Here is a 26,577-nt window from a genome sequence, read left to right as displayed (position 1 = left end):
CCGCTGGTGGCAGCGGGGGCGGGGGCGGTGGCGGCGGGGCTGTCGGTGACAGGCCGAGTTCGTCGGCAAGCGCGTGCAGCGGCCGCCATTCCGGCATGCCTTCGCGCCAGACCAGGGTGCTGCGCTCCAGCAGCCCGTCGCGCAGGCGTTCCAGCAACGTCGCGGTGCTCAGCGGGCCGTGCCGCTGGCGCGCCGCGTCGGCGTAGTACCAGGCGCTCAGGACCGGTTCCTCGTGCATCCGTGCATGGCCCGTCAGTGCCTCAGTGCACCGGCTCCGGCTCGTCGACGAACATCTGCGTTTCCATCCACGCGTAGGCCGCCTCGGCGCCGGGCTGGTTGAACAGCACCATCAGCACCACCCATTTCAGGTCGTCCAGGTCCAGTTCGTCCTGGTCCAGCGCCATCGCACGGTCCAGCACCAGTTCACGCTGGTCGCTGTCGAGGATGCCGTGCTGTTCCAGGAACAGCAGGAAGCCGCGGCATTCCACGTCGAGCTTGTCCAGCTCAGGGCCATGGTAGATGCGGATCGGGCCGTCGATGCGCGGCTGCGGCACGGCCGGCCGCTGGTCGGCCAGGGCATCGAGCCAGTCGAACGCCTTGCTGATTTCGGTGGGGCTGAAGCCAGCCTGGATCAGGCCATTCTGGAGGGAGTCGCGATCGCGGACCGGGTCCGCATCCTCGCTGAAATAATGTTCGAACAGGTACAGCAGGACATCCAGAATGCTCTCTTTCATTGCCCCTCGGCCTGCGTCGCTAGACGCTGTGGAGGTGAAGAAACTAGGGTTTGCGGGTGTAACGACCTCGTTCGACCGCCACGTAGCCATCCAGTTCCATGGCCAGCAGCATGGAGGAGGCCGCCGCGGCCGTCAATCCGGTGCGTGCGATCACTGAATCCATACAGGTAGGGTCGTGGCCCAGCGCCTGCCACAAGCGCTGGTAGTTCGGATCGGGGAAGGACGGCATGGCGCCGGGGTCGTCGGCGATCCTCTCAGTGGGGGCGCGAAGGCGTCCGCGCAAGGCGTCGGCCAGTTCCGCGGCCAGCGGCGCGACCCCGGCCAGCACCTCCTCGGCGTTTTCGACCAGCCCGGCGCCGTCGCGGATCAGGCGATGGCAGCCGCGCGCCAACGGGTTGTGGATCGAGCCGGGCAGCGCGAACACCTCGCGCCCGGCCTCGGCCGCCAGGCGCGCGGTGATCAGCGCGCCGGAACGGGTGGCGGCCTCGATCACCAGGGTGGCCAGGGTCAGTCCGGCGATGATCCGGTTGCGGGCGGGGAAGTGGCTGGGCCGCGCCGGGGTGCCGGGCGGATGCTCGCTGACCACCGCGCCGCGCGCGGCGATGCGCTCGCGCAGGGCGGCATGCTGGCGCGGGTAGGCCAGGTCCGCGCCGGTGCCGACCACCGCCACGGTCAGCCCGTCCTGGCGCGACAGCGCCGCCGCGTGCGCGGCGGCATCGACCCCGGCGGCCATGCCGCTGGTCACCGCCAGCCCGGACGTGGCCAGCGCCAGGGCGAAGCGATACGCATTGTCGCGGCCGCCGGCGCTGGGCGCGCGGCTGCCGACCACCGCCACCGCCGGATGCCACAGCGCCGCCGGGTCGCCTTCCAGGTACAGCGCCAGCGGCGGGTTGGGGCTGCGCAGCAGCAGCGCCGGATAGTCGGGGTCGTGGCAGCCGAGCAGGTGCCGGCGCGGCTGCGCCAGCCAGGCCAGCGCGGCGTCCATCGCGGCGCGGTCGGGCTGCCCCAGGGCCGCGCTCTGCGCCGGATCCAGCCCCGCCGCCTGCCAGGCCGCCGCGCCGGCGGCCAGCGCGGCGGCAGGGCTGCCGTGTCGCTCTAGCAGGCGCCTGCGCGGGGCGCTCGGGCCGCCGGCCAGCGACAGCGCCAGCAATGCGGGGTCTGCGGGGGTGGGGTGTGCGTGGTCGGGCAGGGCGGACATGGGCCCCAGGCTAGGCCGCAAACGCAGACGGCGCCCTCGGGCGCCGTCTGCTGCGGATGTAGGACTTGTCCGCGTGCGCGGGTCAGCGCGCGTCCGGGTGCTTCACGTCGTAGCCGATCCGGGTCGGCTTGACGCCGTCCATCACCAGCGCGTAGCTGACCTTGTCGAAGGTGCGGAACACCATCGCGTGCGCGGCGTATTCGTCGGGCAAGGCCACCGAGCCGCGGCCGCCGGTGAAGCCGTCGTCGGCGCGCGAGGTGTTCGGGCGGTGCACGCGGTCGTTGACCCGGGTGCCATGCCGCCACAGCGACACCACCGTGCCGTTGTCGATGCCCTCGCGGCTGCCGCCGGAGATCGCGATCACGTCGCGCGGACCGGCGGCGCTGAACGCGTCGGCCACCGCCAGCACCCGCAGCCCGGCCTCGAGCGCCTGCGCCGAGGGCGGATGCGGCACGAACTGCAGGTCGTAGGGCTGCGCCTGGACCGCGATCAGGCGGTCGCCGGCGCGCACTTCGCGGGCGCTGTCCTGCAGCAGCAGGGTGGTGGCCTGGCTATCGTCGGCGGAAACGCGGGTGACGGTACCGATATTGACCTGGGCCAGCTCGTAGCCCAGCGTTTCGCGGCGCTTGTTGTCCGGCGCCACGAAGGTCTGCCACAGGTTGCCGGTGCCCGGGGTGCTGCGTCCCTCGTTGTTCAGGTCGTCGCTGAGCCTGGGCAGTTCGTAGCGCAGGGTCGGCCGTACCACCGCGTAGCGCTGCCCGACCTGCGCGTCGCTGAGCCCGGTCGCGTAGACCACCTGGCCGATGGTGGCGCGCAGCCGGTTGTCCTCGAAGCCCACCACGTAGGGCAGCTCGTCGATGCTGTCGGCCACGCGCAGGTTCTTCAGGAACGGCTCGACGTCGGACAGCGGGATCGCGTCGATTGGCGCGTCCTGGCGCGGGCCCGGCTTGACCGTGGCGCGCGCCACCCGGTCCAGGTAGGCCAGGCTGAGCACGTCGCCGGGGTAGATCAGATGCGGGTTCTGCACCTGCGGGTTGGCCTGCCAGATTTCCGGCCACAGCCACGGCTTGCCGAGGAAGCGCCCGGCGATGTCCCACAGCGTGTCGCCCTTGCGCACCACGTAGGTGTCAGGGTGTTCGGCAGCCATGCTCGCGGAAGCGGCATAGGTCGCTACGGTAAGCATCGCCACGGCGACGACCGTACGGAGTCGTTTGAACATGAGTGCGGAGCCTGATTCCCCAACAGGTCCGCGCACTATAGTCCAGAACCCTGGGCGCGGCGCAAGCGTTCGCGCCAGAACGGGGTAGAATTGCCACGTCTTGCCGAATTTTCCGGCGCCCCCATCTGGGTACCGCTATGGCCCTGCTTCCCATCCTCGAATTCCCCGATCCCCGCCTGCGCACCAAGGCGGTGCCGGTCGACCCTGCCGACGTGACCGCGCCGGCGTTCCAGCGCCTGCTCGACGACATGTTCGAGACCATGTACGAGGCCCCCGGCATCGGCCTGGCCGCGAGCCAGGTGGACGTGCACCAGCGCGTCATGGTCATCGACGTCAGCGAGGAGAAGAACACCCCGCAGGTGTTCATCAACCCGCAGATCGTGCAGCGCGACGGCGAGCAGGTGTACCAGGAAGGCTGCCTGTCGGTGCCCGGCATCTATGCCGACGTGACCCGTGCCGACAGCATCGTCGTGCGCTACCTGGACCGCCACGGCCAGCCGCAGGAACTGTCCGCCGACGGCGTGCTGGCAGTGTGCGTGCAGCACGAGATGGACCACCTGGACGGCAAGCTGTTCGTCGACTACCTCTCCCCGCTCAAGCGCGAGATGGTGCGCAAGAAGCTGGCCAAGGCGCGCAAGCACGTGGCCTGAAGGCCGGGATTCGGGATTGGAGATTGGGGATTCGTAAGCGCGAGTCGGATTCCCTTCCGGTCGCCGAACCCTGCCGTTGCGAATCCCTAATTCCCAATCCCGAATCCCCGCCCAATGAAAATCGTCTTCGCCGGTACGCCGGACTTCGCCGTGCCGTCGTTGCGCGCGGCTGCGCAGCGCCATGAAGTGGTCGCGGTCTATACCCAGCCGGACCGGCCCGCCGGGCGCGGCCGTGGGCTGACGCCGTCGCCGGTGAAGCTGGAGGCGGTCGCGCGCGGCATTCCGGTGCTGCAGCCGGAGACCTTGCGCTCGCCGGAGGCGCTGCAGACCCTGCGCGCGCTGCAACCCGACCTAATGGTGGTGGTGGCCTACGGCCTGATCCTGCCCAAGGCGGTGCTGGCGATCCCGACCCATGGCTGCTGGAACGTGCACGCCTCGCTGCTGCCGCGCTGGCGCGGCGCCGCGCCGATCCAGCGCGCGATCGAGGCCGGCGACAGCGAAACCGGGGTGTGCCTGATGCAGATGGAAGCGGGCCTGGACACCGGCCCGGTGCTGATGTCGCAGCGCACCCCGATCGGCGACAGCGAGACCGGCGGGCAGCTGCACGACCGGCTGGCCGCGCTCGGCGCGCAGGTGCTGGCCGACGGCCTGGGCCTGCTGCGCGCCGGCATCCGCCCGGTGCCGCAGCCGCAGCCGGACGCCGGCGTCACCTACGCGCACAAGCTGGACAAGGCGCAGGCGCGGCTGGACTGGCAGCAGCCGGCGGCGCAGCTGGCGCTGCGGGTGCGTGCGTTCAATCCGTGGCCGGTCACCGAAGCGGTGCTGGCCGGCGAGCGCGTGCGCATCCACGGCGCGGTGGCGCTGGAGCTGGAGCATGCGCAGCCGCCGGGCACGGTGCTGGCCGCCTCCAGGCAAGGCATCGACATCGCCTGCGGCCAGGGCGCGTTGCGCCTGCGCGTGCTGCAGCGCGAAGGCGGCAAGGCGATCACCGCGGCCGACTACCTCAATGCCCGGCGCGACCTGCCGGTGCTGGCCTGAACCAGCGCGACCGCCCATGACGCAGCCGCCTGCCGCGCCGCCTGCCGCCGCGCCGCCGCCGCCGCCGCCGGGCGTTGCGCCCCGCGTCGTCGCCGCCCGCGTACTGAGCGCGGTGATCGACCGCGGCCGTTCGCTGAAGGCCGAGCTGGCCACCGCGCTGCCGGCGCTGCCCGATCCGCGCGATCGCGCCCTGGTCGAGGCGATCTGCTTCGCCGTGCTGCGCCGGCGCCCGGCCTACGAGGCCGCGCTGCGGCTGTGGCTGCAGAAGCAGTTGCCGCAGCGCGACGCCGAACTGCGCACGCTGCTGATGGCCGGCTTCGCCCAGCTCGACGTGCTGGGGTTGGCGCCGCACGCGGCGCTGTCGGCGACGGTGGAGGCGGCACGGGCGCTGGACCGGCCGCGCCAGGCCGGCATGGTCAACGCCTTGCTGCGCCGCGCGCTGCGCGATGGGCTGCCGGCGGTGGCCGCCGACGCCGGCTGGCCGCTGTGGCTGCGCGATGCGCTGCACGCCGACTGGCCGGAACAGGCTGAAGCGATCTTCGCCGCCAGCCAGCAGGCGGCGCCGCTGTGGCTGCGGGTGAACCGCCAGCGCAGCACGCGCGACGCCTATCTGCAGTTGCTGGCCGACGCTGGCATCGGCGCGCAGCCGGTGCCGGACCTGGCCGATGCGATCCGCCTGGCCGAATCGGTGGCGATGAGCGCCTTGCCCGGCTTCGCCGACGGCTGGGTGTCGGTGCAGGACGGCTCGGCGCAGCAGGTCGCCGACGTGCTGGCGCCGGCGCCGGGCGCGCGCGTGCTTGATGCGTGCGCAGCGCCAGGCGGCAAGTCCGCGCACCTGCTCGAGCGCGACCCGACGCTGCGCCTGACCGCGCTGGACGTGGACCCGCGGCGCCTGGCGCGGGTGCGCGAGACCTTCGACCGCACCGGTGCCGGCGCGCAGGCGCTGCTGCAGGCGGCCGATGCGGCGCAGCCGGACAGCTGGTGGGATGGCGAGGCGTTCGATGCGGTGCTGCTCGACGCGCCGTGCTCGGCCACCGGCATCGTGCGCCGCCAGCCCGACGTGCTGCTGCACCGGCGGCGCGAGGACGTGGTCGCGCTGCAGGCGCTGCAGGCGCGGTTGCTGGATGCCGGCTGGCAGGTGCTGCGGCCGGGCGGGGTGCTGGTCTACGCCACCTGTTCCCTGCTGAAGGACGAGAACGCGCGCCAGCTGCAGGCGTTCCTGGCGCGCACCGCCGACGCCATGGCCGAGGACCCCGGCGCCGCCTGCGGCCACGCGTCCGGCGGCGGCCGCCAGCGCCTGCCCGGCGAGCAGGACCGCGACGGGTTCTTCTATGCGCGGCTGCGCAAGACGGCGTGAACCGGCCCCGGTATCATCCCGTCCCATGCTGAAGACCCGCGCGTCCCGAGAATTCTGGTTGCTGGCCCTGCTTGCGCTGCTGGTGCTCGGCGCGGGCCTCGGCCTGCGCGATCCGCACCCGGCCGACGAGCCGCGCTTCGCGCTGGTCGCCAAGCAGATGGTGGACAGCGGCAACTGGCTGTTCCCGCACCGCGGCACCGAGCTGTACTCGGACAAGCCGCCGATGCTGATGTGGCTGCAGGCGTCGTTCTACACGTTGTTCGGCAACTGGCGGGTGGCGTTCCTGCTGCCGTCGCTGCTGGCCGGGCTGGGCACGCTGGCCTGCGTCTACGACCTGGGCCGGCGCCTGTGGACGCGCCGGGTCGGCATGTATGCGGCGTATGCGCTGCTGTTCGCGTTCCACTTCACCTACCAGGCAAAGAAGGCGCAGATCGATCCGCTGGTGGTGTTCTACATCACCCTGGCCAACTACGGCCTGTTGCGCCACGTGCTGCGCGGACCCGACTGGCGGATGTGGGCACTGGGCTGGTTCGCCGCCGGCCTGGGCACGATCACCAAGGGCGTGGGCGCGCTGGCGCTGCTGATGCTGCTGCCGGCCGCGGCGGCATCGCTGGCGCAGTGGCGCGGGGTCAGGATCGGCGCGCGCAATCCGCGCTTCTGGCTGGGGCCGCTGGCGTTCCTGGGCGCGGTGTCGATCTGGCTGGTGCCGATGGTGACCACGGCGCTGTCGGCGCATCAGCCCGAATACCGCGCCTACCTCGACGACATCCTGTTCCGGCAGACCGCCGGGCGCTACGCCAGGTCCTGGGATCACCCGCACGGGCCGTTCTACTTCTTCGGGGTGATGCCGAGCATGTGGCTGCCGCTGCTGCTGGCCTTGCCGTGGGCGATCCCGGCCTGGGCGCGGCGCCTGCGCCGGCGCGATCCGCGCTACCTGCTGCCGCTGGCGTGGTGGGCGCTGATCGTACTGTTCTTCTCCATTCCCACCGGCAAGCGCGACGTCTACATCCTGCCGGCGCTGCCGATGCTGTGCCTGGCGATGGCGCCGCTGATCCCGGGGCTGCTGCGCAAGACCGGGGTCAAGCGCCTGCTGTTGGCGTTCACCGTGGTGCTGACCGTGGCGCTGGGCGGCGTCGGCGCGGCGATCCTGGCCGGGCACGGGTTCCGCGCGCAGATGATGGAGCAGCGCGGCGTCGATCTGCAGACCGTGCAGGCGCTGGCCTGGATCCTGTTGGCGCTCGGCCTGTGGGGTGTGGCCAGCCTGGCGGTGTTCGCGCGGCGGCGTCCGGAGCTGGCGATGGTGTCCACGCTGAGCATGCTGTGGGTGCTGGTGGGGCTGCTGGTGTATCCGCTGATCAACACGTCCAGTTCCGCGCGCGGGGTCATGGAGGCGGCCGGCCGCCGCATCGGGCCGGACGCGGAACTGGGCCTGGTGGCCTGGAAGGAACAGAACCTGCTGATGGCCGACCGCGCCGCCACCACCTTCGGTTTCGTGGTGCCGTGGGACGAGCAGTTGCGCCGCGGCGTGGCCTGGCAGGCGCAGGCGCCGCAGCGGCGCTGGCTGCTGGTGCAGGAGGCGGCGATGCTCGGCTGCGTCGATCGCCGCGCCAGCACCCTGGCCGGCGTATCCAACCGCCGCAACTGGTGGCTGGTGCCGGCCGCCGCCGTGCACGGCCGTTGCACGGTCACCACCGGCGACCGCGACCGCTTGCGCGAGCAGGACAAGGACCGCTTCGAGTGAGCCGCGGCCGCGCCTGCGTCGGTCTCGATCTGGGCGCCGCGCGGGCGGGAGGCGTGGCATGCCGCTGCGCCTGATCCGGGTCATCAGCCGCGACAACGGCGGCGGCCTGAGCCGCGACCTGCAGGTGGTCGCCGAGGCGCTGCGCAGCAGCGGCCGCTATCGGGTGGAGGTGCTCGGCTTCGGCACCGTGCGTTTGGCCAACCACCTGCGCGAACTGCGCCTGGCCCTGCGCAGCCTGTTGCGCGGCCGCGCCGACCTGCAGATTTTCCTGGAGCGGGTCTATCCGCGCTGCCTGGGCGCCGGCAGGCGCAACGCGCTGGTGCCCAATCCGGAATGGTTTCGCCGCAAGTGGCTGCGCTGGCTGCCGCGTTTCGAACGTGTGCTGTGCAAGACCTGGCAGGCAGAGCAGCGCTTTGCCGCGTTGGGTCCGGCGACCGCGTTCATCGGTTTCTGCAGCGACGACTGCTACCGCCCGGAGGTGCCGCGCGAGCGCGCCTGCCTGCATGTGGCCGGGCGCAGTTCGGCCAAGGGCACCGCGGTGCTGCTGCAGACCTGGGCGCGGCACCCGGAATGGCCGCGGCTGACGGTGGTGCAGAGCGCGAAGAAATCGCGCCCGATCGATGCCGAGAACATCGACTACCTGACCGGCTACCTGGACCAGCATGAACTGCGCCGGCTGCAGAACGCGCATCGCTTCCACCTGTGCCCGTCCGAGGTCGAGGGCTTCGGCCACTACATCATGGAAGCGCTGAGCGTCGGTGCGGTGGTGATCACCACCAACGGCGCGCCGATGAACGAACTGGTGACCGCCGAGCGCGGCGTGCTGATCGAGCCGGTCGGCGAGCGCGAGGACAATTTCGGCGTGCGCTACCGCATCGACGCGGCCGGCATCGAGCGGGCCATGGCGCAGGCGCTGGCCCTGGCGCCGATGCAATGCGATGCGCTGGGCACTGCCGCGCGCACGTTCTTCGAGTCGCGCCAGCAGGAGTTCGGCGAGCGCCTGCAGGCGGTGGTGGCCGATCTGCTCGGCGATGCGCCGCCGCCGGCCACGTCGGCGCCGGCGGGGACCGGCCGCGTGCAGGTCAGGTCGGGTTAGGGGTCGTACTTGGATCATCGCCCCCCACTGTCCCCCCGTCCGTTCTCGCCTAGATGACCGAAGAAGCCCCGTCGCACCATGCTGCGCGGCCGCCGGCCGCATCCCATCGCCACAGGTTGGCCGAGTGGAGCGCCGCGCTGGGCCTGCTGTGCCTGCCGGCCCTGGTGGTCAGCATGCCGGGCGGGCTGCTGCCGTTCGGCCTGCTGTTGCTGGCGAGCAGCCTGCTGGCGCTGGGCCGCATGCGCCGCGCCGCATCCGGCCTGCAGCCCTCGCTGCGCTGGCTGACCGTGCTGGCGCTGCTGGTGATCGTGCTGTCGGTGTTCTCCCTGCTGTACTTCGGCCAGGCGCTGAAGGACATCGACAACCGCACCCGCTTTCTGGTGCTGCCCTGGACCGCGCTGTGGGTCTACGCGCTGCGCCCACCGCGGCAGGGGCTGTGGTGGGGCGCGCTGCTGGGCATCTTCGCCACCCTGGTGCTGGCGATCGTGCAGGTGCTGCAGGGCCAGCCGCGTGCCGAGGGCTGGACCAACGCGATCGTGCTCGCCGACGTGGTGCTGGTGCTGCTGGTGGTGGCGGTGTTCTGCCGCCCGCCCGGGCGCTGGCCATGGACGCTGGTGGCGCTCGCCGCCGGCTGCGCCACCATCCTGCTCACGGGTAGCCGCGGCGTGTGGCTGGGCATGTTGCTGCTGCTGGTCGCCACCGCGCTGTGCGTGCGCTGGCGCAGCGGCGCCATGCGCCTGGCGATCCTGGGCGCGATCGCGGCGCTGGCGGCGATGCTGGTGCTGAGCGTGCCGGCGCTGACCCGGCAGACCCGCCTGGCCGAACTGCACCACGACGTGCAGCGCTACGAGCGCGGCGACAGCGATTCCTCGGCGGGGGCGCGCATCGAACGGCTGCAGGTGGCGGCGGCGACCTTCGTCGAGCATCCGCTGGTCGGGGTCGGCGTGGGCCGTTTCGACAACGCGATGCTGCGCCTGCCCGATTGCCGCAGCAAGACCTGGGTGGAGCGCTGCCATCTGGGCCATGCGCACAACGACCTGGCCGAATGGAGCGCGACCCAGGGCCTGCCCGGCACCGTGCTGATCCTGCTGGTCTACGGCGTGCCGCTGTGGCTGCTGCTGCGCCTGTACCGGCGGCGGCCGCGGCGCGAGTTCCATGGCCCGGCCGCGACCGGGATCATGGTGGTGGCCGCCTACATCCTGTGCGGCATGACCCAGTCGATGTTCGCGCATCAGGTCACCACCGGCTTCTACGTGTCCCTGGTCGGCGTGCTGATCGGGCTGGCGGCCTGCGATGCGCAGGCGCCGCGCGCGCGTGCCGGCGCCGCTGAAGGCGCTGCCGGAAGCCGGTAGACTGCCGATCCCGCACCGCCGACCGGCGCGGCGCCGTCCGCGCCGCGACCGCAGGGTGCACCGCTGCCCCGGATACAGAGCGCCATGGCCGACGCCGCCGCGACCACCTTGCCGCTCAGCCTGGTGGTGATGACCTACAACGAAGCCGCCAACATCGCGCGCTGCCTGGACAGCGTGCCGTTCGCCGCCGACAAGCTGGTGGTGGACTGCGGCAGCAGCGACGACACGGCGGCGATCGCCCGCGCGCACGGCGCGCGCGTGGTCGAGCAGGCCTGGCTGGGCTTCGGCGCGCAGCGCAACTTCGCCTCCACCCAGGCCGCGCACGACTGGATCCTGGTGCTGGACGCCGACGAATTCCTGTCCGACGCGCTGCGCGCCGAATGCCTGGCGCGGCTGCCGCAACTCCTGGCCGAAGACCGCCTGGACGCGGTGTGGCTGCGCCGCAGTACCTGGTACATGGGTGCGCCGATGCGCTGGTACCGGCCGATGGTCGGCGAACGCCTGGCGCGGCTGTACCACCGCGGCCGCGCGCGCTGGAGCGATGCGCGGGTGCACGAATCGCTGCGCTTCGACGGCGCCAGCGCCGAGTTCGCGCCGCCGTTCAACCACCTGCACAACCCGACCCTGGTGCACAAGCAGCTCAAGGTGCTGCGCTACGCCGAACTGAAGGCGCTCGGCTGGCGCGACAAGCGCAAGCCGGTGAGAATGTGGCAGAGCCCGTTCGTGTTCGTCGGCGCCTTCCTCAAGGATTACCTGCTGCGCCTGGCGGTGCTCGATGGCTGGCGCGGCTTCGTGGTGGCGCAGACCGCGGCCAGCTACGCGCTGTACAAGCGCATGCGCTACTACGAGATGCAGGTCAACCCGGCCTCGGTGGAGCAGGCGCGGGCGCAGCTGCAACGGCACGATCTGGAGCACTGATGAGCAAGCATTACCTGCTGTACGGATCCGAACGCTATGCGCTGGCGATCCTGCGCCCGTTGCAGGCCGCGATCCGCGCGCGCGGCGACCAGGCGGCGTGGTTCTTCGACGGTCCCGGCGCCGCCGATCTGAGCGCCGACGAGCGCCACCTGGCGACCGTGGAGGAAGTGCTGGCGTGGAATCCGTATGCGGTGATCACCTCCAGCAACGCGGTGCCGCACTTCTTTCCCGGGGTGAAGGTCGAGACCTTCCACGGCTTCGACGCCGGCAAGCCGCGGCACATCTATGTCCGCGGTTTCTTCGACCTGTACTGCACCACCGGCCCGCGCGACACCGCCGCGTTCGGCGCGCTGGCGCGCAGGCTCGGCCACTTCGCGGTGAAGGAAACCGGCTTCCCCAAGATCGACCCGTTCATGCGCGAGATCGGCGCCGAGCTGGCACCGGTGCGGCAACCGCCGGTGATCCTGTACCACTCCACGTTCTCGCCGTCGTGGAGCGCGGCCGGCATCCTCCACGACGAGGTCGCGCGGCTGTCGCGCACGGGCGAATGGCGCTGGATCGTGACCTTCCATCCGAAGATGGACCGGCAGATGGTGGCGCGCTATCGCGCGCTGGAGAACGACTACCTGCGCTTCGCCGACAACGACAACATCCTGGAGCTGTTCCCGCAGGTGGACCTGATGTGCTCGGACACCTCCTCGGCGCTCAACGAGTTCCTGCTCACCTACAAGCCGGTGGTGACGTTCAAGAACCGGCGCCCGGGCCCGCAGCTGATCGACATCGACGACCCCGCGCAGTTCGAGCCGGCGATCCGCCGCGCGCTGGCGCGGCCGCCGGAACTGATGGCGGCGATCCGCGACTTCGCCGATGGCCTGCATCCCTACCGCGACGGGCAGTCCAGCGAGCGCGTGCTGCGCGCGATCGACGACTTCGTCGCCGAGGGTGGACGCAATCCCAGGCGCAAGCCGTGGAATTTCTGGCGCAAGCTGAAGATCCGCCGGCGCATCGGCTACTGGGGGCGCGGCGCGCGTTGATCCGGCGCGTGGCCGGGTACCGCGCTCGCCGCTACCAGCGCAGCCGGCGCCGCGCCAGCGCGCGGCTCAGTTGCAGGTACAGCGCCTGCGCTTCGGCCTCGGGCAGCAGACGCACCCGCAACAGCGGCTCGCCATGGCGGGCGCCGGCGGTGTCCAGCCACAGCGTGGCGGTGCCGCAGCAGCGGTCCAGCGGCGAGCGGGTCAGCTGCAGCGCCTGCAGCTTGTCGATCTCGGCCAGTCGCCACCAGCGCGTCCACCAGCCGCCGCGCACCGCCACGTAGCGTGCGTCCACGGCATATCCCATGCGTTGCGCCTGGCGCCAGGCCTTGAACGCCGACCACGGCAGCCACAGCAGCGCCAGCGCGGCCCAGGCGCCGACCGGCCGCCACAGGCCGGCGCACAGCAGCGGCACCAGGCATAGCGCCGGCAGGCATAACCGCCACCAGCAGCGCGTGGCGATCCCCTGCCAGTGCGGCGGCGGCCACGCGATCTGCGGCAGCAGCCGGTGCAGCAGCGCGTCGCACGCGGCCGGCGTCGCCAGCGGCGCCAATTCCTTCAGCGCGCGGCCCTCCTCGCCGTGCCCATCCATCACCGCGGTGTCGATGTGCAGGCTGCGCCGCCGCAGCAGGCGTTGCAGCACGCCTTCGTGCAGCGTCCAGGCCTGGATCCGGCGCCGCGCCACGCTGCTGCGCAGCCGCGTCAGCAGGCCGCGCTCCACGGTCAGCCGGCGCTCGCTCTCGCTGAGCCGGAAGCCGTGGTACTGCAGCAGCGCCAGCGCCATCGACAGCACGCGCATGACCAGCAGCAGCGTCGCCAGCATCAGCGCCACGCTGACCGCGCCGGCCATCCAGCCCAGTTGCAGGTGGCTGGCATAGCCGAACAACTGCCGCCCGTAGTGCTCGATCGCATTGGAGACCATGCGCTCGGGAAACAGGTGATAGGTGGCGCCGAACGCGGTGATCACCACCACCATGCCGCGGTTGGAGATCAGCCCCTGGCGCAGCACTTCCGAGGTGGGCAGCGCCAACAGCACGTCGCTAGCCGGCGCTGCGTCCGCCGCCGCGGGCGCGGTCTCGGTGGCATGCGCGCGATGGCGGATCTGCCGCTCCAGCGCCAGCGCCTGGTCCAGCCGCAGCACCCGCATCTGCGCTTCCGGCTTGGTCCCGCCGGCCGATTCCAGCCGCACTTCGGCCACGCCGAACAGCCGATGCAGCAGCGACTGGTGCACGACCACGTTGTGGATGCGCGCGAACGGGATCTCGCGCAGGCTGCGTTCCAGCCAGCCGCTGCGGATGCTCAGGCTGTCGCGGCCGATGCGGTACTGGTAGGTGAGGTAGCGCAGCAGCGACACCGCGATCAGCGCGCTGCCCACCAGCAGCATCATCAGCTGGTCAACATGGTCGTTGCGGCCGTCGCGCCCGCCGAACACCAGCAGCGCCAGCAGCGGCAGCAGGAAATGCCGGAGGTGCTGCAGCAGCACGAACAGCCACGACCACGGATGCAGGCGCCGGACCGCGGTGTCCTCGGCGTCCAGGGCGGCGCTCACAGCGCGTCGTCGTCGTGGTCGAGCTGGTGCGCCAGGCGTTCGCGCAGGCGCTCGGCGTCGGCCTGGTCCAGGCCGGGCACGGCGACCGCGTTGTGCCGGGTACCTGCGGTGTGCACCACCAGGGTGGCCAGGCGCGCCAGGCGCTCCAGCGGGCCGCGGCGCAGGTCCAGATGCTGCACGCGCGAGATCGGAACGTGCACTTCGCTCTGCCACAGCCGCCCGCGGCGCAGGTCCAGGCCCTGCGCGTTCAGCCGCCAGCGGATCCGGCGATGGCGCACGAAGCCGATGCAGGCGCCGAACAGCGCGCCGAGCGCCGCGGCGCCGGCACCGATGAGCAAGGCCTGGCGGCTGTGCAGCGAGAAACCGAAGATCGCCGCGCCGATCAGCACGCACAGGCCCAGGATGCAGCCGCCGCCGAGCGCGGCCAGCCAGGCACCGCGCAGCGGCAGCGGCAGCCAGGCGTCCGCAGGCGCGAACGCGATGGCGGCCTGAGGGTCGGCGCCAAGCGCGGCGGCGGAAGGGTCCAGGGACGGCGGTGCGGTCACGGCGGGCTCTCGAAGCGATGGGCGGGCACTGCGCACGCGCGCCGCGTAGGTCCCGATCGTAACGCGGGCGGCGCCCGGCGTGCTTCGTGCGCGGGCGCGCGGCGTGGAAACCCTATCCGCAGCACGCCCGGTCGTTCGGCGTGCGCCGCTGTCGTCGCCGCCGGTGCTGCGCCGGCGCGGCTCAGCGCGCGGCGTGGATCAGTGCGTCCACATCCAGCGCATGGCCGGCACGGGCGGCCTTGGTGCGCAGATAGCCCTCGTTCTCGGCGGTGATCGCGCCGGTGATCGGGATGCGTTCGACCACCTCGATGCCGGCCGCGCGCAGGCGCTCGGCCTTGGAGGGATTGTTGGTCAGCAGGCGCACGCGCTGGATGCCGAGCCCGCGCAGCATCGCCACCGCGCCGCCGTAGCGGCGCTCGTCGGCGCCGAACCCCAGCTGCGCATCGGCGTCGATGGTGTCCAGCCCGTCGTGCTGGTAGCCATAGGCGCGCATCTTGGTGGCGATGCCGGTGCCGCGGCCTTCCTGGTCCAGGTACAGCAGCACGCCGCCGCCGAGCTCCTTGAGCTTGGCCAGGCCATGCCGCAGCTGGTCGCCGCAGTCGCACTTCAGCGAGCCGAACAGGTCGCCGGTGAGGCAGGAGGAGTGCACCCGCACCGGCACCGGCGCGGACAGGTCGGGCTGGCCGATCACGATCGCGACCTGGTCGCGCTGCGCCACGCCGCCGCGGAACACCACGAATTCGCTGCTGCCGAGATCGCGCAGCGGCACCTGCGTGCGGGTCACCAGTTCGTAGCTGCCGGCGGTGGTGGTCGCGCAGCCGTGTTCCAGGTCGTCCAGCTGCAGCGACTGACAGCCCTGGAAAGCGCTGCTGTCCGCGCCCAGGTCCACCGCGATCATCGCCGGCAACAGCAGGCCCAGGCGCGCGATCTCCACCGCGCCGGCATCCAGCGCATCGCCCGGCAGCCAGTGCGCCGGCAGCGTGCCGTCGCGCAGGTAGGCCAGCGCCGCCAGCGCGTCGTAGGACTGGCCGGCCAGGGCGATGCGCGCGCCCTGCGGCGCGGCCAGGCCCAGCACCTGCGCGCGGGTCGGGGTCAGGAACAGGTAATGCCGTTGCGCCGCCGCCTGGGCGAAGCTCAGGTAGGACTGCGCGGTGCTGCTGTCCAGCGCCAGCACCGCGCGCGCCTGGCCATGGTGCTCGATGACCACCGGGCGGCCGGCACGCAGCTCCGAGGCCGCGCGCTCGCTGCGGATCGCGGCGGGATCGCCGAAGGGGTGCGCGGAGGTGGGGACGGGGCTGGTCATGCACGACTCCAAATGGGGATCTCCGGCGCCGCTTCAAGGCTGGTCGGCGACGGCGCGCCGCGGTCGCGCCGCATGGGAGCGGGTGGGGCGGCGTGCCCGGGCGGCCATTGTCGCGTGGTTTGGCCGCGCCGCCAGCATCCGCAGGATGGAACGCACTGTGCGCCGTGCCGCCATGCGGCGCATGCAACCGCTGGCCGGCGCGCGGTCACTCACGCAATCGCGGCCGCAAGCGCCCGGCAAGCGGGGTGGGCATGTTCAAGCGCGGCCGATTGATTTCTACTACGCCGGACCCGTTCTCCAGGACCTGCGCATGCACCTCGTCGAATGCACCGAACAGCGCCATGCCGGCGCGATCCTGGAGATATTCAACGAGGCCATCGTCCATTCCACCGCCCTGTACGACTACCGGCCGCGCCCGCCGGAGAGCATGGCCGGCTGGTTCGCGGCCAAGCGCGCCGGCGGTTTCCCGGTGATCGGGGTCGAGGATGCGGCCGGCAGCCTGCTCGGTTTCGCCAGTTACGGCACGTTCCGCGCCTGGCCGGCGTTCAAGTACAGCGTCGAGCATTCGGTCTACGTGCACCGCGACCATCGCGGCAAGGGCCTGGGGCGGCGCCTGCTGCTGGCCCTGGTCGAGGCGGCGCAGGTGCGCGGCGTGCACGTGCTGGTGGGCGGCATCGACGCCAGCAACGCCGGCAGCATCGCGCTGCACGAGCAATTGGGGTTCGTGCATGCCGGCACCGTGCGCGAGGCCGGGTTCAAGTTCGGGCGCTGGCTGGATCTGGCCTTCTACCAGCGCATCCTCGCCACGCCGGCGGACCCGCACGACGACTAGCCGCTGCGCGGGAGGCGCGACACCGCTAGTGCGGGTGCCTGGCCGTGGCGTAGGGGTTGGCTTCGGCCGGATCCGGACGCAGCGTGTAGCGCTTGTAGGTCCACTGGTACTGCGCCGGGTCGCGGCGCGCCACCCGTTCCACGCCCTCGTTCAATGCGGTCGCGGCGCGCAGCGGGTCCGGGTCGGCGATCGCCTCCGGCGCCGGCTGCACCTGCAGCGCGAACTCCAGGTCGTTGCCGACCCGCTCGCACCACGCGAACAGCACGATCGCGCCGGTGCGTTCGGCCAGCCGGTTGACCAGGGTCATGGTCAGCGCCGGCACGCCGAAGAACGGCGCGAACACGCCGTCGCCGGCCTTGGGTTGCTGGTCGGGAAGAATGCCGACCGCGCCGCCGTCCTTGAGCACCTTGAACAGCTGCCGCACCGCAGGGCCTTCGGCGCGCACCTGGCGCACGTTGTCGCCGCTGCGCACCAGTTGCAGGAAGGCATCGCCGACGTCGGAGGCCGGCGCGCGGTAGACGATGGCGATGTCGCCGCGCGAGGCCAGCCACTGGTTGAGCAGTTCCCAGTTGCCGAAGTGCGGCGCCGCCACGATCACCCCGCGGCCCGTCGCCAGCGCGGCGTCGTACAGGTCCTGGCCGTGGCGCTGGCGCAGCCGCGCCAGGTTCTGCGCCGGCGGCCGGGTCCACAGCACCAGGGTCTCGAACGCCTGTCGCGCGGTGGAGCGCAGCACGTCGCGGTGCAGCGCGATGCGCTCGCTCGGCAGCAACTCCGGATAGGCCAGCTCCAGGTTGCGGCGGGTGACCCGGCTTTCGCGCGCGTCCAGGCGCAGCCACAGGCCGGCCAGGCCGTCGGCCAGGCGCCGCAGCCACGGCCAGGGCAGGCGCGCCACGGCGGCGGCGCAGCGGTACAGAACGGTGGCGAGCGTTGCGGGTTTCATCGCGCCAGTTTATCCGCTCGGCCGGCCGTGCCAGGTCGACTGCGCCCGGATGACCCGATCGGCATCACGGATCGGCCGGCTTGCGGTCTATCGCGGCTTCCGTCGAGCGCCGCGACTCGGCGATGATGCCGGCGGGATGACAGCGCCGCGCCGAACCCTGATGCTTCCGAATCCCGAATCCCGAATCCCGAATCCAGCCCATGCTCTCCCTGATCCAGCGCGTCAGCCAAGCCGAAGTCCGCGTCGACGATGCGGTGGTCGGCCGGATCGGCCCCGGCCTGCTGGCGCTGGTCGCGGTGGAGCCTGGCGACGACGAGGCCAAGTTCCAGCGTATGGCCGAGCGCCTGCTCGGCTACCGCGTGTTCGCCGACGACAATGGGCGCATGAACCGCTCGCTGCGCGACACCGGCGGCGGCCTGCTGCTGGTCAGCCAGTTCACCCTGGCCGCGGACACGGGCTCAGGGATGCGCCCCAGCTTCACCACCGCCGCGCCGCCGGCCGAGGCTGAACGCGGCTTCAACCGATTGCTGGAAATCTGCCGGGAACGGCACGCCCCCGGGGTGGAAAGCGGGCGCTTCGGTGCCCATATGATCGTCAGCCTGGTCAACGACGGCCCGGTCACTTTCCTGCTCCGGCCCTAGGCCGGGGCGCTCCTGGCGGAGCGATTCAGCTCCTTGTCCGGCAAGCGGCGGTCCGGGCTGTTATAATGCTAGGTTCACTCATTCATCTACCTGCCGGTGGCGCGAGCACTCATGGCCAACGAACGTCCTGCCCAGCAATCCGACATCAAGCTACTGATCAGCAAGGGCCTGGAACAGGGCTATCTGACCTACGCCGAAGTCAATGACCATCTGCCCGACGACCTTGTCGATCCGGAGCAGATCGAAGACATCATCAGCATGATCAACGGCATGGGCATCGACGTCCATGAAGTCGCTCCCGACGCCGAGACCCTGCTGCTCAACGACGGCAACACCGGCAACCGCGAAGTCGACGACACCGCGGCCGAAGAAGCCGCCGCGGCGCTGACCGCGCTCGACACCGAAGGTGGTCGCACCACCGACCCGGTGCGCATGTACATGCGCGAGATGGGCACGGTCGAGCTGCTGACCCGCGAAGGCGAAATCGCCATCGCCAAGCGCATCGAGGAAGGCCTCAGCCAGGTCCAGGCCGCGCTGGGCGCGTTCCCGCTGGCGGTGGAGACCCTGATCGAGGACTACGAACAGCACAAGGAAGGCAAGAAGCGCCTGGCCGAGATCGTGGTCGGCTTCAACGACCTGATCGAGGAAGAGCCGGCGCCGGTCGTGGTCGCCAGCGACGACGACAGCGCCGCCGATGCCAGCGACGACGACGACGACGAGGAAGTCGAAGCCGCCGAGGAAGAGGCCGGCCCGACCGGTCCGGACCCGGCCGAAGTCGCGCGGCGCATGGAGGTGCTGGCCACCGAATACGCCAAGTTCAAGAAGGCGCACGCCAAGAACGGCGCCGAGCACAAGCTGGTCACCAAGCTGCGCACCGACATCGCCGAGGTGTTCGTCACCTTGAAGCTGCCGCTGCCGCTGACCGACGTGCTGGTGCGCAAGCTGCGCGACACCATGGCCCAGGTCAAGGACCACGAGCGTCGCGTGCTGCACCTGGCCACGCACGTGGCGCGCATGCCGCGCAAGGACTTCATCCGTTCCTGGGAAGGCAACCAGACCAACGTGGCCTGGGTCGACGACGCACTGAAGCGCAAGCAGAAGTGGTCCTCGGCGCTGCGCGACGTCAAGGACCAGATCGTCGCCGAGCAGGAAGCCACCGTGGCGGTGGAGCAGGCGACCTACCTGAGCCTGACCGAGCTGAAGGAAATCAGCCGCGCGATGGCCTATGGCGAAGCCAAGGCGCGCAAGGCCAAGAAGGAAATGGTCGAGGCCAACCTGCGCCTGGTGATCTCGATCGCCAAGAAGTACACCAACCGCGGCCTGCAGTTCCTCGACCTGATCCAGGAAGGCAACATCGGCCTGATGAAGGCGGTGGACAAGTTCGAATACCGCCGCGGCTACAAGTTCTCCACGTATGCGACCTGGTGGATCCGCCAGGCCATCACCCGTTCGATCGCCGATCAGGCGCGCACCATCCGTATCCCGGTGCACATGATCGAGACGATCAACAAGTTGAACCGCATTTCCCGGCAGATGCTCCAGCAGTACGGTCGCGAGGCCACGCCGGAGGAGCTGGCCAAGGAAATGGACATGCCGGAGGACAAGATCCGCAAGGTGATGAAGATCGCCAAGGAGCCGATCTCGATGGAAACCCCGATCGGCGACGACGAGGATTCGCATCTGGGCGACTTCATCGAGGACACCAACGTGGAGTCCCCGATCGAGAACACCACCAACATCAACCTGTCCGAGACCGTGCGCGACGTGCTCGCCGGGCTGACCCCGCGCGAGGCCAAGGTGCTGCGCATGCGCTTCGGCATCGACATGAACACCGACCACACCCTCGAGGAAGTCGGCAAGCAGTTCGATGTCACCCGCGAGCGCATCCGCCAGATAGAGGCCAAGGCGTTGCGCAAGCTGCGTCACCCGAGCCGTTCCGAGCAGCTGCGCAGCTTCCTCGATATCGACTGATCGAGCGTGGTTCGCGGCAACGAAAAAGCCCCGCCATGTGCGGGGCTTTTTTGTGGATGGAGAGCTGCGCCGTTCGCCATATCGAACGGCTCCGCGTGCGCCCCCTGTAGGAGCGGCTTCAGCCGCGACCGGGTCTCACCGGTAACATCCTGTCGCGGCTGAAGCCGCTCCTACAGGGAGCAGGGGGCGCCGCATCGCCGGCGCCCCCTGTGCATGCCGCATCCGCGTTATGCGAACGCCCGGCTGCTGCGCATCACCGCCAGCACATCGTGGCAGGCGCCCATGGTGTGGTAGTCGGTCTTGCCGGCCGGGCTCTTCTCGTCGCTGTAGCTGCGGTTGTCGCGGCTGAGGATGCGGAACCAGGCGCCGTAGCGGTGGTCGACCAGGTGCTCCCACGAATACGTCCACAACGTGTCGTAAGCGCTGCGGTAGGACGCATCGCCGCTGGCGGCCAGCAGCCGCGCGGCGGCGGCGATCGCTTCGGCCTGCACCCAGAAATACTTGTCGTCGTCGCAGAAGTAGGTCGGGTGTCGCGCCACGTCTGGCACGCCGACTTCCGGCGTGGCCTCGGTGCCGGAGGCGAAGCCATAGACGATGCCGCCGTGCTGCGCGTCCCAGCCGTGCGCCAGCGCGGTGTCGAACAGGTGGCGCGCGGTCGGCAGCAGCCAGTCCGGCGCGCTGCCCTCGGCGGCCTGCAGATGGCCGTGCAGCAGCACCAGCAGCTTCGACCATTCGACCTGGTGGCCGGGCTGGAAGCCCCACGGCCGGAACAGGTGCTTGGGATTGTCGCGGTTGTAGTCCCAGTCCACCCGCCAGTTCGCGTCGTAGTGCTCCCACACCAGGCCGCCGGCCAGCGCGGCCTGGCGGCGGGTGATGTTGTCGGCGAGCAGCAGCGCGCGCTGCAGGTAGCGCGGCTCGGCGCTGGCCTCGTAGGCGGCGATCAGCGCCTCGCACAGGTGCATGTTGGCGTTCTGCCCGCGGTAGCTGGAGAACTGCCAGTCGGGCGTGGCCTCGTCGCGGTACAGGCCGGCGGCGGCGTCCCAGTAGCGGGTTTCCAGCAACTGCCAGGTCTCGTCCATCCAGGCGTCGGTGTCGAGGCCGGCCTTCTTCGCGGTGGAATAGGCCAGCAGCACGAAGGCCGCGCCGTAGGCGTGCTGGGTGCGGTCCTCGGCGACGCCGTCGCGCAGGGTCCACACGTAGCCGCCGCTGGCGGTATCGCGGTGCACCTCGCGCAGGTAGCGCAGGCCGTGGCGCGCGGCGTCCAGGTACTCGGCGGCCAGCGGCGAATCGGCGAATTCGTTCGCCGCCATCGCGTAGTTGAAGACGAAGCGGGTGCTGCTGACCAGGTGACGGTGACCGGCGTCGTACACGCTGCCGTCGTCGCGGAAATAGTGGAAGAAGCCGCCGGCCGGATCGATCGCGCGCGGATGGTAGAAGGCCATGGTGTCGGCGATATGCGCGCGCAGCACGGCGGCATCGGCGAAGTCGGGCAGGGGCGTGGCAGGCAGGTTCATGCGGTCGCTAGGAGCCATGTGAGTGGGGGAAGGGGAGGGACGGGCACGCGCAGGGCGCGACGGCAACGCGCCGCCGCGCCCGTTTCGCGCATCAATGCATCGCGCGCGCCACCGGCTTGGCGCCAGGCGCCTCGGCCGGCAGATTGGCCGACAGCCGCGAGCCGCGCAGGCCGTACCAGAGGATATAGGCGTAGCACAGCAGCGGGATCACGAAGGCGTGCTGGATGCCGACCACGTCGGCCAGCGCGCCCTGCGCCAGCGGCACCAGCGCGCCGCCGACGATGCCCATGATCAGCAGGCTCGAGGCCTTGCTGGTCAGCGGGCCCAGGCGCTCGATGGCCACGGTGAAGATGGTCGGGAACATGATCGAGTTGAACAGGCCGATCGCGATCACGCTCCACATCGCCACGTGGCCGGTGCTGATCATGGTCACGATCAGCAGCAGCGAGGCGACGCCGGCGAACGCGGCCAGCAGCTTGCGCGCCGGGATCACCTGCAGCAGCGCGGCGCCGGCGAAGCGGCCGACCATCGCGCCGCCCCAGTAGAACGCCAGGTAGCGGCTGGCGGTGGCTTCGGTCAGGCCGCCGGTGGTCGGGCCGGAGATGTAGTTGATCAGGAAGCTGCCGATCGACACTTCCGCGCCGACGTACATGAAGATCGCCACCACGCCCCATAGCAGGTGCGACTGGCGCAGCGCATCGCCGAAGCTGTGATGCGACTCGGCGCTGCCGGCGTCGTCTTCGCGCAGCGAGGGAATGCGCATCACCAGCACGAACACCGCCAGCAGCAACAGGCCGCCGGCCAGCAACAGGTATGGCACCTGTACCGATTGCGCCTGCGCGCCGCGATAGGCCGCCTGTTCGAGCGCGCTCATCGCGGCGATCTTGTCGGCCGACAGCACCGCGGTGGCCAGGATCAGCGGACCGATCAGTAGCGGGAACACCGTGGTGCCCAGCGAATTCAGCGCCTGCGCGAAGTTGAGCCGGCTCGGCGCCTTGCTCGGTTCGCCGATCAGGCTGATGTACGGATTGGCCGCCACCTGCAGCAGGGTGATGCCGCTGGCCAGCACGAACAGCGCGGTCAGGAACAGCGGATACGACGGCAGCCGCGCCGCCGGATAGAACATCGCCGCGCCGATCGCCGCGACCACCAGGCCGATCACGATGCTGGCCTTGTAGCCGGTTCGCGCCACCACCGCACCGGCCGGCAGCGACATCAGGAAGTACGCGCCGAAGAAGGTGAACTGGATCAGCATCGACTGCGCGTAGTTCATCTGGAACACGGCTTTCAGATGCGGGATCAGCACATCGTTGAGGCTGGTCAACCCGCCCCAGGTGAAGAAGATCATGCTGACCACCGCGATGGCGGCAGTGTTGGACAGCGGACGACGGCTCATGCAGCGACTCCGGGGACGGGCGATAGGGCGACCCGGCTGCTGGCACGCAGGCACAGCCGGGACGGGGCGATGGTAAGGGCAGGCAGTGACCGTTGCTGGCGCAGCGCGTCCAGCACCAGCTGCGCGGCCTGCATGCCGCGTTCGCGCGGGGCGACCGCGACGGTGGACAGCGGCGGGGTGGCGACGGCGGCTTCGGCGATGTCGTCGAAGCCGATCAGCGCGTAGTCGCGGCCGGCGTGGCGGCCGCGTTCGGCCAGGCCGCTGGCCAGGCCCAGCGCGACCACGTCGTTGTAGCAGACCAGCGCGGTCGGCAAGGGATCGCGCACGCACAGCGCGCCGGCCTGGCGCGCGGCGTCCAGCCGGGTCGGCGCGCATTCGATCAGCCAGGCCGGGTCGGCGGCGATGCCGGCGGCGGCCAGCGCGTCGCGGTAGCCGGCGCGGCGTTCGGCGCAGGAACTGGACTGGCGGTGGCCGCCGAAGAACGCGATCGCGCGGTGGCCCAGCGCCAGCAGGTGCTCGGTGGCCAGGCGTGCGCCGCGGCGGTTGTCCAGCGCCAGCAGCGGCCAGTCGCCGTCCAGCGCGCGGTTGAACAGCAGCACCGGCAGCCGCGTGCCGAGCAACTGGCGCAGCCGCGCCGCGTCAGTGTTCTCGGTCGGCGACAGGATCAGCGCCGCCGGCTGGTGTTCGATCAGCGAGGCCAGCACGCTGTGCTGGCGCTCCGGCGATTCGCCGGTGCTGCCCATCAGCATCACGTAGCCGGCCTCGGCCAGCGCCGCGTCCACCCCGCCGGCGAATTCGGCGAAGAACGGATTGGCCAGGTCGTTGACCACCAGCGCCACCGCATTGGAGGCGCGCCCGCGCAGGCTGGCCGCGCCGCGGTGGTACACGTAGCCCTGCCGCGCGATCTCCGCCGCCACCCGCGCGCGCGTGTCCGCATGCACCAGCGGGCTGTTGCGCAGCACCAGCGACACGGTCGCCCGCGACACGCCGCAGGCGGCGGCGATGTCGGACACGGTGACGCGTTTGTCGGCGGGGGACGACGGCACGGCGATTAGACCGGTTCAAAAGGCCGCCCATCCTGCGCCGTCGTGATCCGCTGCGCATTTTGCAGTGCAGCAAAATGCAGGACGGCTTTTGTGGTATCCGTTTCTTGGACCGATTCGACCGGGGAAAGACGCAATGCCCAACACCTGGACTCAGCGCGCGGCCGTCGCGCTGCTGCTCGCCGCCGTCTGGCCGGCGGCGCACGCCGCCACCAAGCAGGCCTTGGCCAGTGCCGCCAGCCCCGGCGAGCGCGCCGTCGCCGCGGTGGACCCGTTCATCGGCACCGGCGGCGAAGGCCACACCTATCCCGGCGCCACGGTGCCGTTCGGCATGGTCCAGCTGAGCCCGGACACGCGCATCCAGCCGCGCAAGGACGCCTACGGCTGGGCCGCCGGCTACCGCTACGACGACCGCAGCCTGGTCGGCTTCTCGCACACGCACTTCTCCGGCACCGGCCATTCCGACCTGGGCGACGTGCTGTTGATGCCGATCAGCGGCGCGGTGCGGCTGGAGCGCGGCGATCCGGACACACCCGGCAGCGGCTACAGCTCGCGCTTCCGCCACGACGACGAACGCGCCGAGCCCGGCTACTACGCGGTGACCCTGGACGACTACAAGGTGCGCGCCGAACTCACCGCCAGCGCGCGCGCCGGCGTGCACCGCTACACCTTCCCCAAGGGCCAGCCGGCGCACGTGCTGCTGGACCTGCGCACCAGCATGTACGACTACCCGGGCAAGATCAGCTGGTCGCGGCTGCGCGTGCGCGCCGACGGTACCGTCACCGGCTTCCGCGAGACGCGCGGCTGGGCGCCGGGGCGGCAGCTGTACTTCGCGCTGCGCTTCTCGCAGCCGCTGCGCGGCCATGCCTTGCACAACACCGAGCAGGACATCCCGTACAGGGGCTTCCCGCCGCCGGGCGACACCGACCCCACGCAGCGCGCGCAGATCGAAGGCCGCCAGCTGGTGGCCAGCTTCGACTTCGGCCAGGCCACGCGCGAACCGCTGCTGGTGAAGGTGTCGATCTCGCCGGTCAGCGAGGACAGCGCCATCGCCAACCTCGACGCCGAGGTGCCGGGCTGGGACTTCGACGGCGTGCGCCGCGCCGCGCGCGCGCAGTGGGCGCAGGCCTTGGGCGCGGTGGAGGTGGACGCGCCGCCGCAGCAGCGCACCCAGTTCTACACCGCGCTGTACCACAGCCTGCTCGGCCCCACGCTGTTCATGGACAGCGACGGCCGCTATCGCGGGCCGGACAACGCCGTGCACCAGGCGCAGGGCTACACCAACTACTCCACGTTCTCGCTGTGGGACACCTACCGCGCGCTGCACCCCTTGCTGACCCTGGTGCAGCCGCCGCAACGCACCAACGACATCGTCAACTCGCTGCTCGCGCATCGCAAAAACAGCCCGTATGGCGTGCTGCCGGTGTGGTCGTTCCAGGGCCTGGAAACCTGGTGCATGATCGGCTACCACGCCGTGCCGGTGATCGCCGACGCCTACATGAAGGGCATCCGCGGCTACGACACCAACGCCGCGCTGGAGGCGATGGTCGCCAGCGCCGACTACGGCCCGTACGACGGTATCGCCCAGTACCGCGAACTGGGCTACGTGCCGATCGACGAGGAAGGCGAGGCCGCGTCCAAGACCCTGGAGTACGCGTTCGACGACTGGACCATCGCACGCATGGCGCAGGCGATGGGGCGCAGCGAGGTGGCCAGCGAATTCGGCAAGCGCGCCGGCAACTGGCAGCACGCCTTCGACGCCAGCACCGGCTTCATGCGCGCGCGCAAGCGCGACGGCAGCTTCCGCGAACCGTTCGATCCCAGCGCCAGCGGCTACGGCAGCGACTACACCGAAGGCAATGCCTGGCAGTATTCCTGGTACGTGCCGCAGGACGTGGCCGGCCTGGCCCGCGCGCACGGCGGCGAAGACAAGCTGCTGGCACGGCTGGACCAGGTGTTCGAGGCCAAGGTCGATCCCAAGGTGTTCGAACACATGGAAGACATCACCGGGCTGATCGGCTGGTACGCGCACGGCAACGAACCCAGCCACCACGTCGCCTATCTGTATGCGTACGCCGGGCAGCCGTGGCGCACCCAGGCGCGGCTGCAGCAGATCATGCGCAGCCAGTACGCGGCGCGTCCCGACGGCCTGGCCGGCAACGACGACCTGGGGCAGATGTCGGCCTGGTACGTGTTCACCGCGCTGGGCTTCTACCCGGTGGCGCCGGCCAGCAACCAATACATCATCGGCCGCCCGTTCCTGCCGCACGCCACCCTGGCGCTGCCTAACGGCAAGCGCTTCAGCGTGGTCGCCGAGGGCCTGGACGACGCGCATCCGTACATCGGCAGCGTCACCCTCAACGGCCGCCCGCTGGACCGCGCGTTCCTGCGCCACGAGGAGATCATGGCCGGCGGCGAGCTGCGCTTCACCCTGCAGGCGGAGCCGAACAAGACCTGGGCTGCGGGCGCGGCCGAGCGCGCCTATTCGATGAGCGAATAGGCGAGCGCT

Annotated in this window: 23 protein-coding genes; 12 read left to right on the top strand and 11 right to left on the bottom strand. The window is 70.9% G+C overall.

From position 1 onward, the window contains the following. The 4 genes from JR064_RS20040 to JR064_RS20025 all read right to left on the bottom strand — a co-directional run. A partial coding sequence (locus tag JR064_RS20040; RefSeq protein WP_206230894.1) for a DUF4339 domain-containing protein occupies positions 1–238 on the bottom strand: 238 nt, incomplete at its 3' end. Between the two features lie 22 nt (positions 239–260). After that, on the bottom strand, positions 261–734 hold the full coding sequence (locus tag JR064_RS20035; protein WP_003470396.1) for a DUF494 family protein: 474 nt from the start codon (positions 732–734) through the stop codon (positions 261–263). Positions 735–777: 43 nt separating this feature from the next. Then, positions 778–1,932: a DNA-processing protein DprA gene (dprA, locus tag JR064_RS20030; RefSeq protein WP_206230893.1), complete on the bottom strand. Its 1,155-nt coding sequence runs from the start codon at positions 1,930–1,932 to the stop codon at positions 778–780. 82 nt (positions 1,933–2,014) lie between these two features. Then, positions 2,015–3,151, bottom strand: a complete 1,137-nt coding sequence (locus JR064_RS20025) for a LysM peptidoglycan-binding domain-containing protein (protein WP_206230892.1) — start codon at positions 3,149–3,151, stop codon at positions 2,015–2,017. A gap of 137 nt (positions 3,152–3,288) precedes the next feature. On the opposite strand from JR064_RS20025, the gene def reads away from it, so the two are divergent. The 8 genes from def (at position 3,289) to JR064_RS19985 (ending at position 12,337) form a co-directional block, all read left to right on the top strand. After that, positions 3,289–3,801, top strand: coding sequence for a peptide deformylase (gene def, locus JR064_RS20020; protein ID WP_206230891.1), 513 nt, complete (start codon positions 3,289–3,291; stop codon positions 3,799–3,801). Positions 3,802–3,915: 114 nt separating this feature from the next. Next, positions 3,916–4,839, top strand: a complete 924-nt coding sequence (gene fmt, locus JR064_RS20015) for a methionyl-tRNA formyltransferase (RefSeq protein ID WP_206230890.1) — start codon at positions 3,916–3,918, stop codon at positions 4,837–4,839. A 16-nt stretch (positions 4,840–4,855) separates the two neighbouring features. Beyond that, complete coding sequence (rsmB, locus tag JR064_RS20010; RefSeq protein WP_206230889.1) at positions 4,856–6,196, top strand: 16S rRNA (cytosine(967)-C(5))-methyltransferase RsmB; 1,341 nt, start codon at positions 4,856–4,858, stop codon at positions 6,194–6,196. Positions 6,197–6,221: 25 nt separating this feature from the next. Beyond that, positions 6,222–7,937: an ArnT family glycosyltransferase gene (locus JR064_RS20005; RefSeq protein ID WP_191825136.1), complete on the top strand. Its 1,716-nt coding sequence runs from the start codon at positions 6,222–6,224 to the stop codon at positions 7,935–7,937. A 58-nt stretch (positions 7,938–7,995) separates the two neighbouring features. After that, positions 7,996–9,033, top strand: a complete 1,038-nt coding sequence (locus JR064_RS20000; RefSeq protein ID WP_206230888.1) for a glycosyltransferase — start codon at positions 7,996–7,998, stop codon at positions 9,031–9,033. 53 nt (positions 9,034–9,086) lie between these two features. Next, positions 9,087–10,385: an O-antigen ligase family protein gene (locus tag JR064_RS19995; protein ID WP_206230887.1), complete on the top strand. Its 1,299-nt coding sequence runs from the start codon at positions 9,087–9,089 to the stop codon at positions 10,383–10,385. An 84-nt stretch (positions 10,386–10,469) separates the two neighbouring features. Then, the gene (locus tag JR064_RS19990; protein WP_206230886.1) at positions 10,470–11,303 is read left to right on the top strand and encodes a glycosyltransferase family 2 protein; all 834 of its coding nucleotides are present in this window, start codon (positions 10,470–10,472) and stop codon (positions 11,301–11,303) included. Beyond that, a complete protein-coding gene (locus JR064_RS19985) occupies positions 11,303–12,337 on the top strand; it encodes a CDP-glycerol glycerophosphotransferase family protein (RefSeq protein WP_206230885.1) in 1,035 nt (344 codons plus the stop codon). The genes JR064_RS19990 and JR064_RS19985 overlap by 1 nt, the downstream gene beginning before the upstream one ends. Positions 12,338–12,368: 31 nt before the next feature. On the opposite strand, the gene JR064_RS19980 is transcribed toward JR064_RS19985, so the two are convergent. The 3 genes from JR064_RS19980 to ribA all read right to left on the bottom strand — a co-directional run bounded on the left by JR064_RS19980 (position 12,369) and on the right by ribA (position 15,731). Beyond that, positions 12,369–13,883, bottom strand: a complete 1,515-nt coding sequence (locus JR064_RS19980) for a PH domain-containing protein (protein ID WP_206230884.1) — start codon at positions 13,881–13,883, stop codon at positions 12,369–12,371. Next, positions 13,880–14,428, bottom strand: a complete 549-nt coding sequence (locus JR064_RS19975; protein WP_206230883.1) for a PH domain-containing protein — start codon at positions 14,426–14,428, stop codon at positions 13,880–13,882. The genes JR064_RS19980 and JR064_RS19975 overlap by 4 nt, the downstream gene beginning before the upstream one ends. Before the next feature lie 181 nt (positions 14,429–14,609). After that, positions 14,610–15,731, bottom strand: a complete 1,122-nt coding sequence (gene ribA / locus JR064_RS19970; RefSeq protein WP_179567674.1) for a GTP cyclohydrolase II RibA — start codon at positions 15,729–15,731, stop codon at positions 14,610–14,612. Positions 15,732–16,041: 310 nt separating this feature from the next. On the opposite strand from ribA, the gene JR064_RS19965 reads away from it, so the two are divergent. Beyond that, positions 16,042–16,563 carry a GNAT family N-acetyltransferase gene (locus JR064_RS19965; protein ID WP_206230882.1) on the top strand — a complete coding sequence of 174 codons (522 nt, stop codon included), beginning with the start codon at positions 16,042–16,044 and terminating at the stop codon, positions 16,561–16,563. Positions 16,564–16,588: 25 nt separating this feature from the next. On the opposite strand, the gene JR064_RS19960 is transcribed toward JR064_RS19965, so the two are convergent. After that, positions 16,589–17,503, bottom strand: coding sequence for a lauroyl acyltransferase (locus JR064_RS19960; protein WP_206230881.1), 915 nt, complete (start codon positions 17,501–17,503; stop codon positions 16,589–16,591). Between the two features lie 200 nt (positions 17,504–17,703). On the opposite strand from JR064_RS19960, the gene dtd reads away from it, so the two are divergent. Next, positions 17,704–18,144 carry a D-aminoacyl-tRNA deacylase gene (dtd, locus tag JR064_RS19955; protein ID WP_206230880.1) on the top strand — a complete coding sequence of 147 codons (441 nt, stop codon included), beginning with the start codon at positions 17,704–17,706 and terminating at the stop codon, positions 18,142–18,144. Positions 18,145–18,255: 111 nt separating this feature from the next. Then, the gene (gene rpoD / locus JR064_RS19950; RefSeq protein ID WP_206230879.1) at positions 18,256–20,115 is read left to right on the top strand and encodes an RNA polymerase sigma factor RpoD; all 1,860 of its coding nucleotides are present in this window, start codon (positions 18,256–18,258) and stop codon (positions 20,113–20,115) included. A 227-nt stretch (positions 20,116–20,342) separates the two neighbouring features. On the opposite strand, the gene JR064_RS19945 is transcribed toward rpoD, so the two are convergent. The 3 genes from JR064_RS19945 to JR064_RS19935 all read right to left on the bottom strand — a co-directional run bounded on the left by JR064_RS19945 (position 20,343) and on the right by JR064_RS19935 (position 24,071). Beyond that, positions 20,343–21,629: an AGE family epimerase/isomerase gene (locus tag JR064_RS19945; RefSeq protein WP_206230878.1), complete on the bottom strand. Its 1,287-nt coding sequence runs from the start codon at positions 21,627–21,629 to the stop codon at positions 20,343–20,345. Positions 21,630–21,720: 91 nt separating this feature from the next. Then, a complete protein-coding gene (locus JR064_RS19940; protein ID WP_179567662.1) occupies positions 21,721–23,025 on the bottom strand; it encodes a sugar MFS transporter in 1,305 nt (434 codons plus the stop codon). Then, positions 23,022–24,071 carry a LacI family DNA-binding transcriptional regulator gene (locus tag JR064_RS19935; RefSeq protein ID WP_191825144.1) on the bottom strand — a complete coding sequence of 350 codons (1,050 nt, stop codon included), beginning with the start codon at positions 24,069–24,071 and terminating at the stop codon, positions 23,022–23,024. Before JR064_RS19935 ends, JR064_RS19940 begins: the two co-directional genes overlap by 4 nt. Before the next feature lie 133 nt (positions 24,072–24,204). Between JR064_RS19935 and JR064_RS19930 the strand changes: the two genes are divergently transcribed. Then, on the top strand, positions 24,205–26,568 hold the full coding sequence (locus tag JR064_RS19930; protein WP_206230877.1) for a GH92 family glycosyl hydrolase: 2,364 nt from the start codon (positions 24,205–24,207) through the stop codon (positions 26,566–26,568). The last annotated feature ends 9 nt before the right edge of the window (positions 26,569–26,577 follow it).

Origin of the sequence: Xanthomonas bonasiae (assembly GCF_017163705.1) — a bacterium.
Classification (GTDB): domain Bacteria; phylum Pseudomonadota; class Gammaproteobacteria; order Xanthomonadales; family Xanthomonadaceae; genus Xanthomonas_A; species Xanthomonas_A bonasiae.
This window is presented reverse-complemented; position numbering and strand designations above follow the sequence as displayed.

Bases quoted from the DNA above. Each gene is read 5' to 3' on its own strand.
- JR064_RS20035 (WP_003470396.1), bottom strand. From the start codon at position 734: ATGAAAGAGAGCATTCTGGATGTCCTGCTGTACCTGTTCGAACATTAT.
- dprA (WP_206230893.1), bottom strand. From the start codon at position 1,932: ATGTCCGCCCTGCCCGACCACGCACACCCCACCCCCGCAGACCCCGCA.
- JR064_RS20025 (WP_206230892.1), bottom strand. From the start codon at position 3,151: ATGTTCAAACGACTCCGTACGGTCGTCGCCGTGGCGATGCTTACCGTA.
- def (WP_206230891.1), top strand. From the start codon at position 3,289: ATGGCCCTGCTTCCCATCCTCGAATTCCCCGATCCCCGCCTGCGCACC.
- fmt (WP_206230890.1), top strand. From the start codon at position 3,916: ATGAAAATCGTCTTCGCCGGTACGCCGGACTTCGCCGTGCCGTCGTTG.
- rsmB (WP_206230889.1), top strand. From the start codon at position 4,856: ATGACGCAGCCGCCTGCCGCGCCGCCTGCCGCCGCGCCGCCGCCGCCG.
- JR064_RS20005 (WP_191825136.1), top strand. From the start codon at position 6,222: ATGCTGAAGACCCGCGCGTCCCGAGAATTCTGGTTGCTGGCCCTGCTT.
- JR064_RS20000 (WP_206230888.1), top strand. From the start codon at position 7,996: ATGCCGCTGCGCCTGATCCGGGTCATCAGCCGCGACAACGGCGGCGGC.
- JR064_RS19995 (WP_206230887.1), top strand. From the start codon at position 9,087: ATGACCGAAGAAGCCCCGTCGCACCATGCTGCGCGGCCGCCGGCCGCA.
- JR064_RS19990 (WP_206230886.1), top strand. From the start codon at position 10,470: ATGGCCGACGCCGCCGCGACCACCTTGCCGCTCAGCCTGGTGGTGATG.
- JR064_RS19985 (WP_206230885.1), top strand. From the start codon at position 11,303: ATGAGCAAGCATTACCTGCTGTACGGATCCGAACGCTATGCGCTGGCG.
- ribA (WP_179567674.1), bottom strand. From the start codon at position 15,731: ATGACCAGCCCCGTCCCCACCTCCGCGCACCCCTTCGGCGATCCCGCC.
- JR064_RS19965 (WP_206230882.1), top strand. From the start codon at position 16,042: ATGCACCTCGTCGAATGCACCGAACAGCGCCATGCCGGCGCGATCCTG.
- JR064_RS19960 (WP_206230881.1), bottom strand. From the start codon at position 17,503: ATGAAACCCGCAACGCTCGCCACCGTTCTGTACCGCTGCGCCGCCGCC.
- dtd (WP_206230880.1), top strand. From the start codon at position 17,704: ATGCTCTCCCTGATCCAGCGCGTCAGCCAAGCCGAAGTCCGCGTCGAC.
- rpoD (WP_206230879.1), top strand. From the start codon at position 18,256: ATGGCCAACGAACGTCCTGCCCAGCAATCCGACATCAAGCTACTGATC.
- JR064_RS19945 (WP_206230878.1), bottom strand. From the start codon at position 21,629: ATGAACCTGCCTGCCACGCCCCTGCCCGACTTCGCCGATGCCGCCGTG.
- JR064_RS19940 (WP_179567662.1), bottom strand. From the start codon at position 23,025: ATGAGCCGTCGTCCGCTGTCCAACACTGCCGCCATCGCGGTGGTCAGC.
- JR064_RS19930 (WP_206230877.1), top strand. From the start codon at position 24,205: ATGCCCAACACCTGGACTCAGCGCGCGGCCGTCGCGCTGCTGCTCGCC.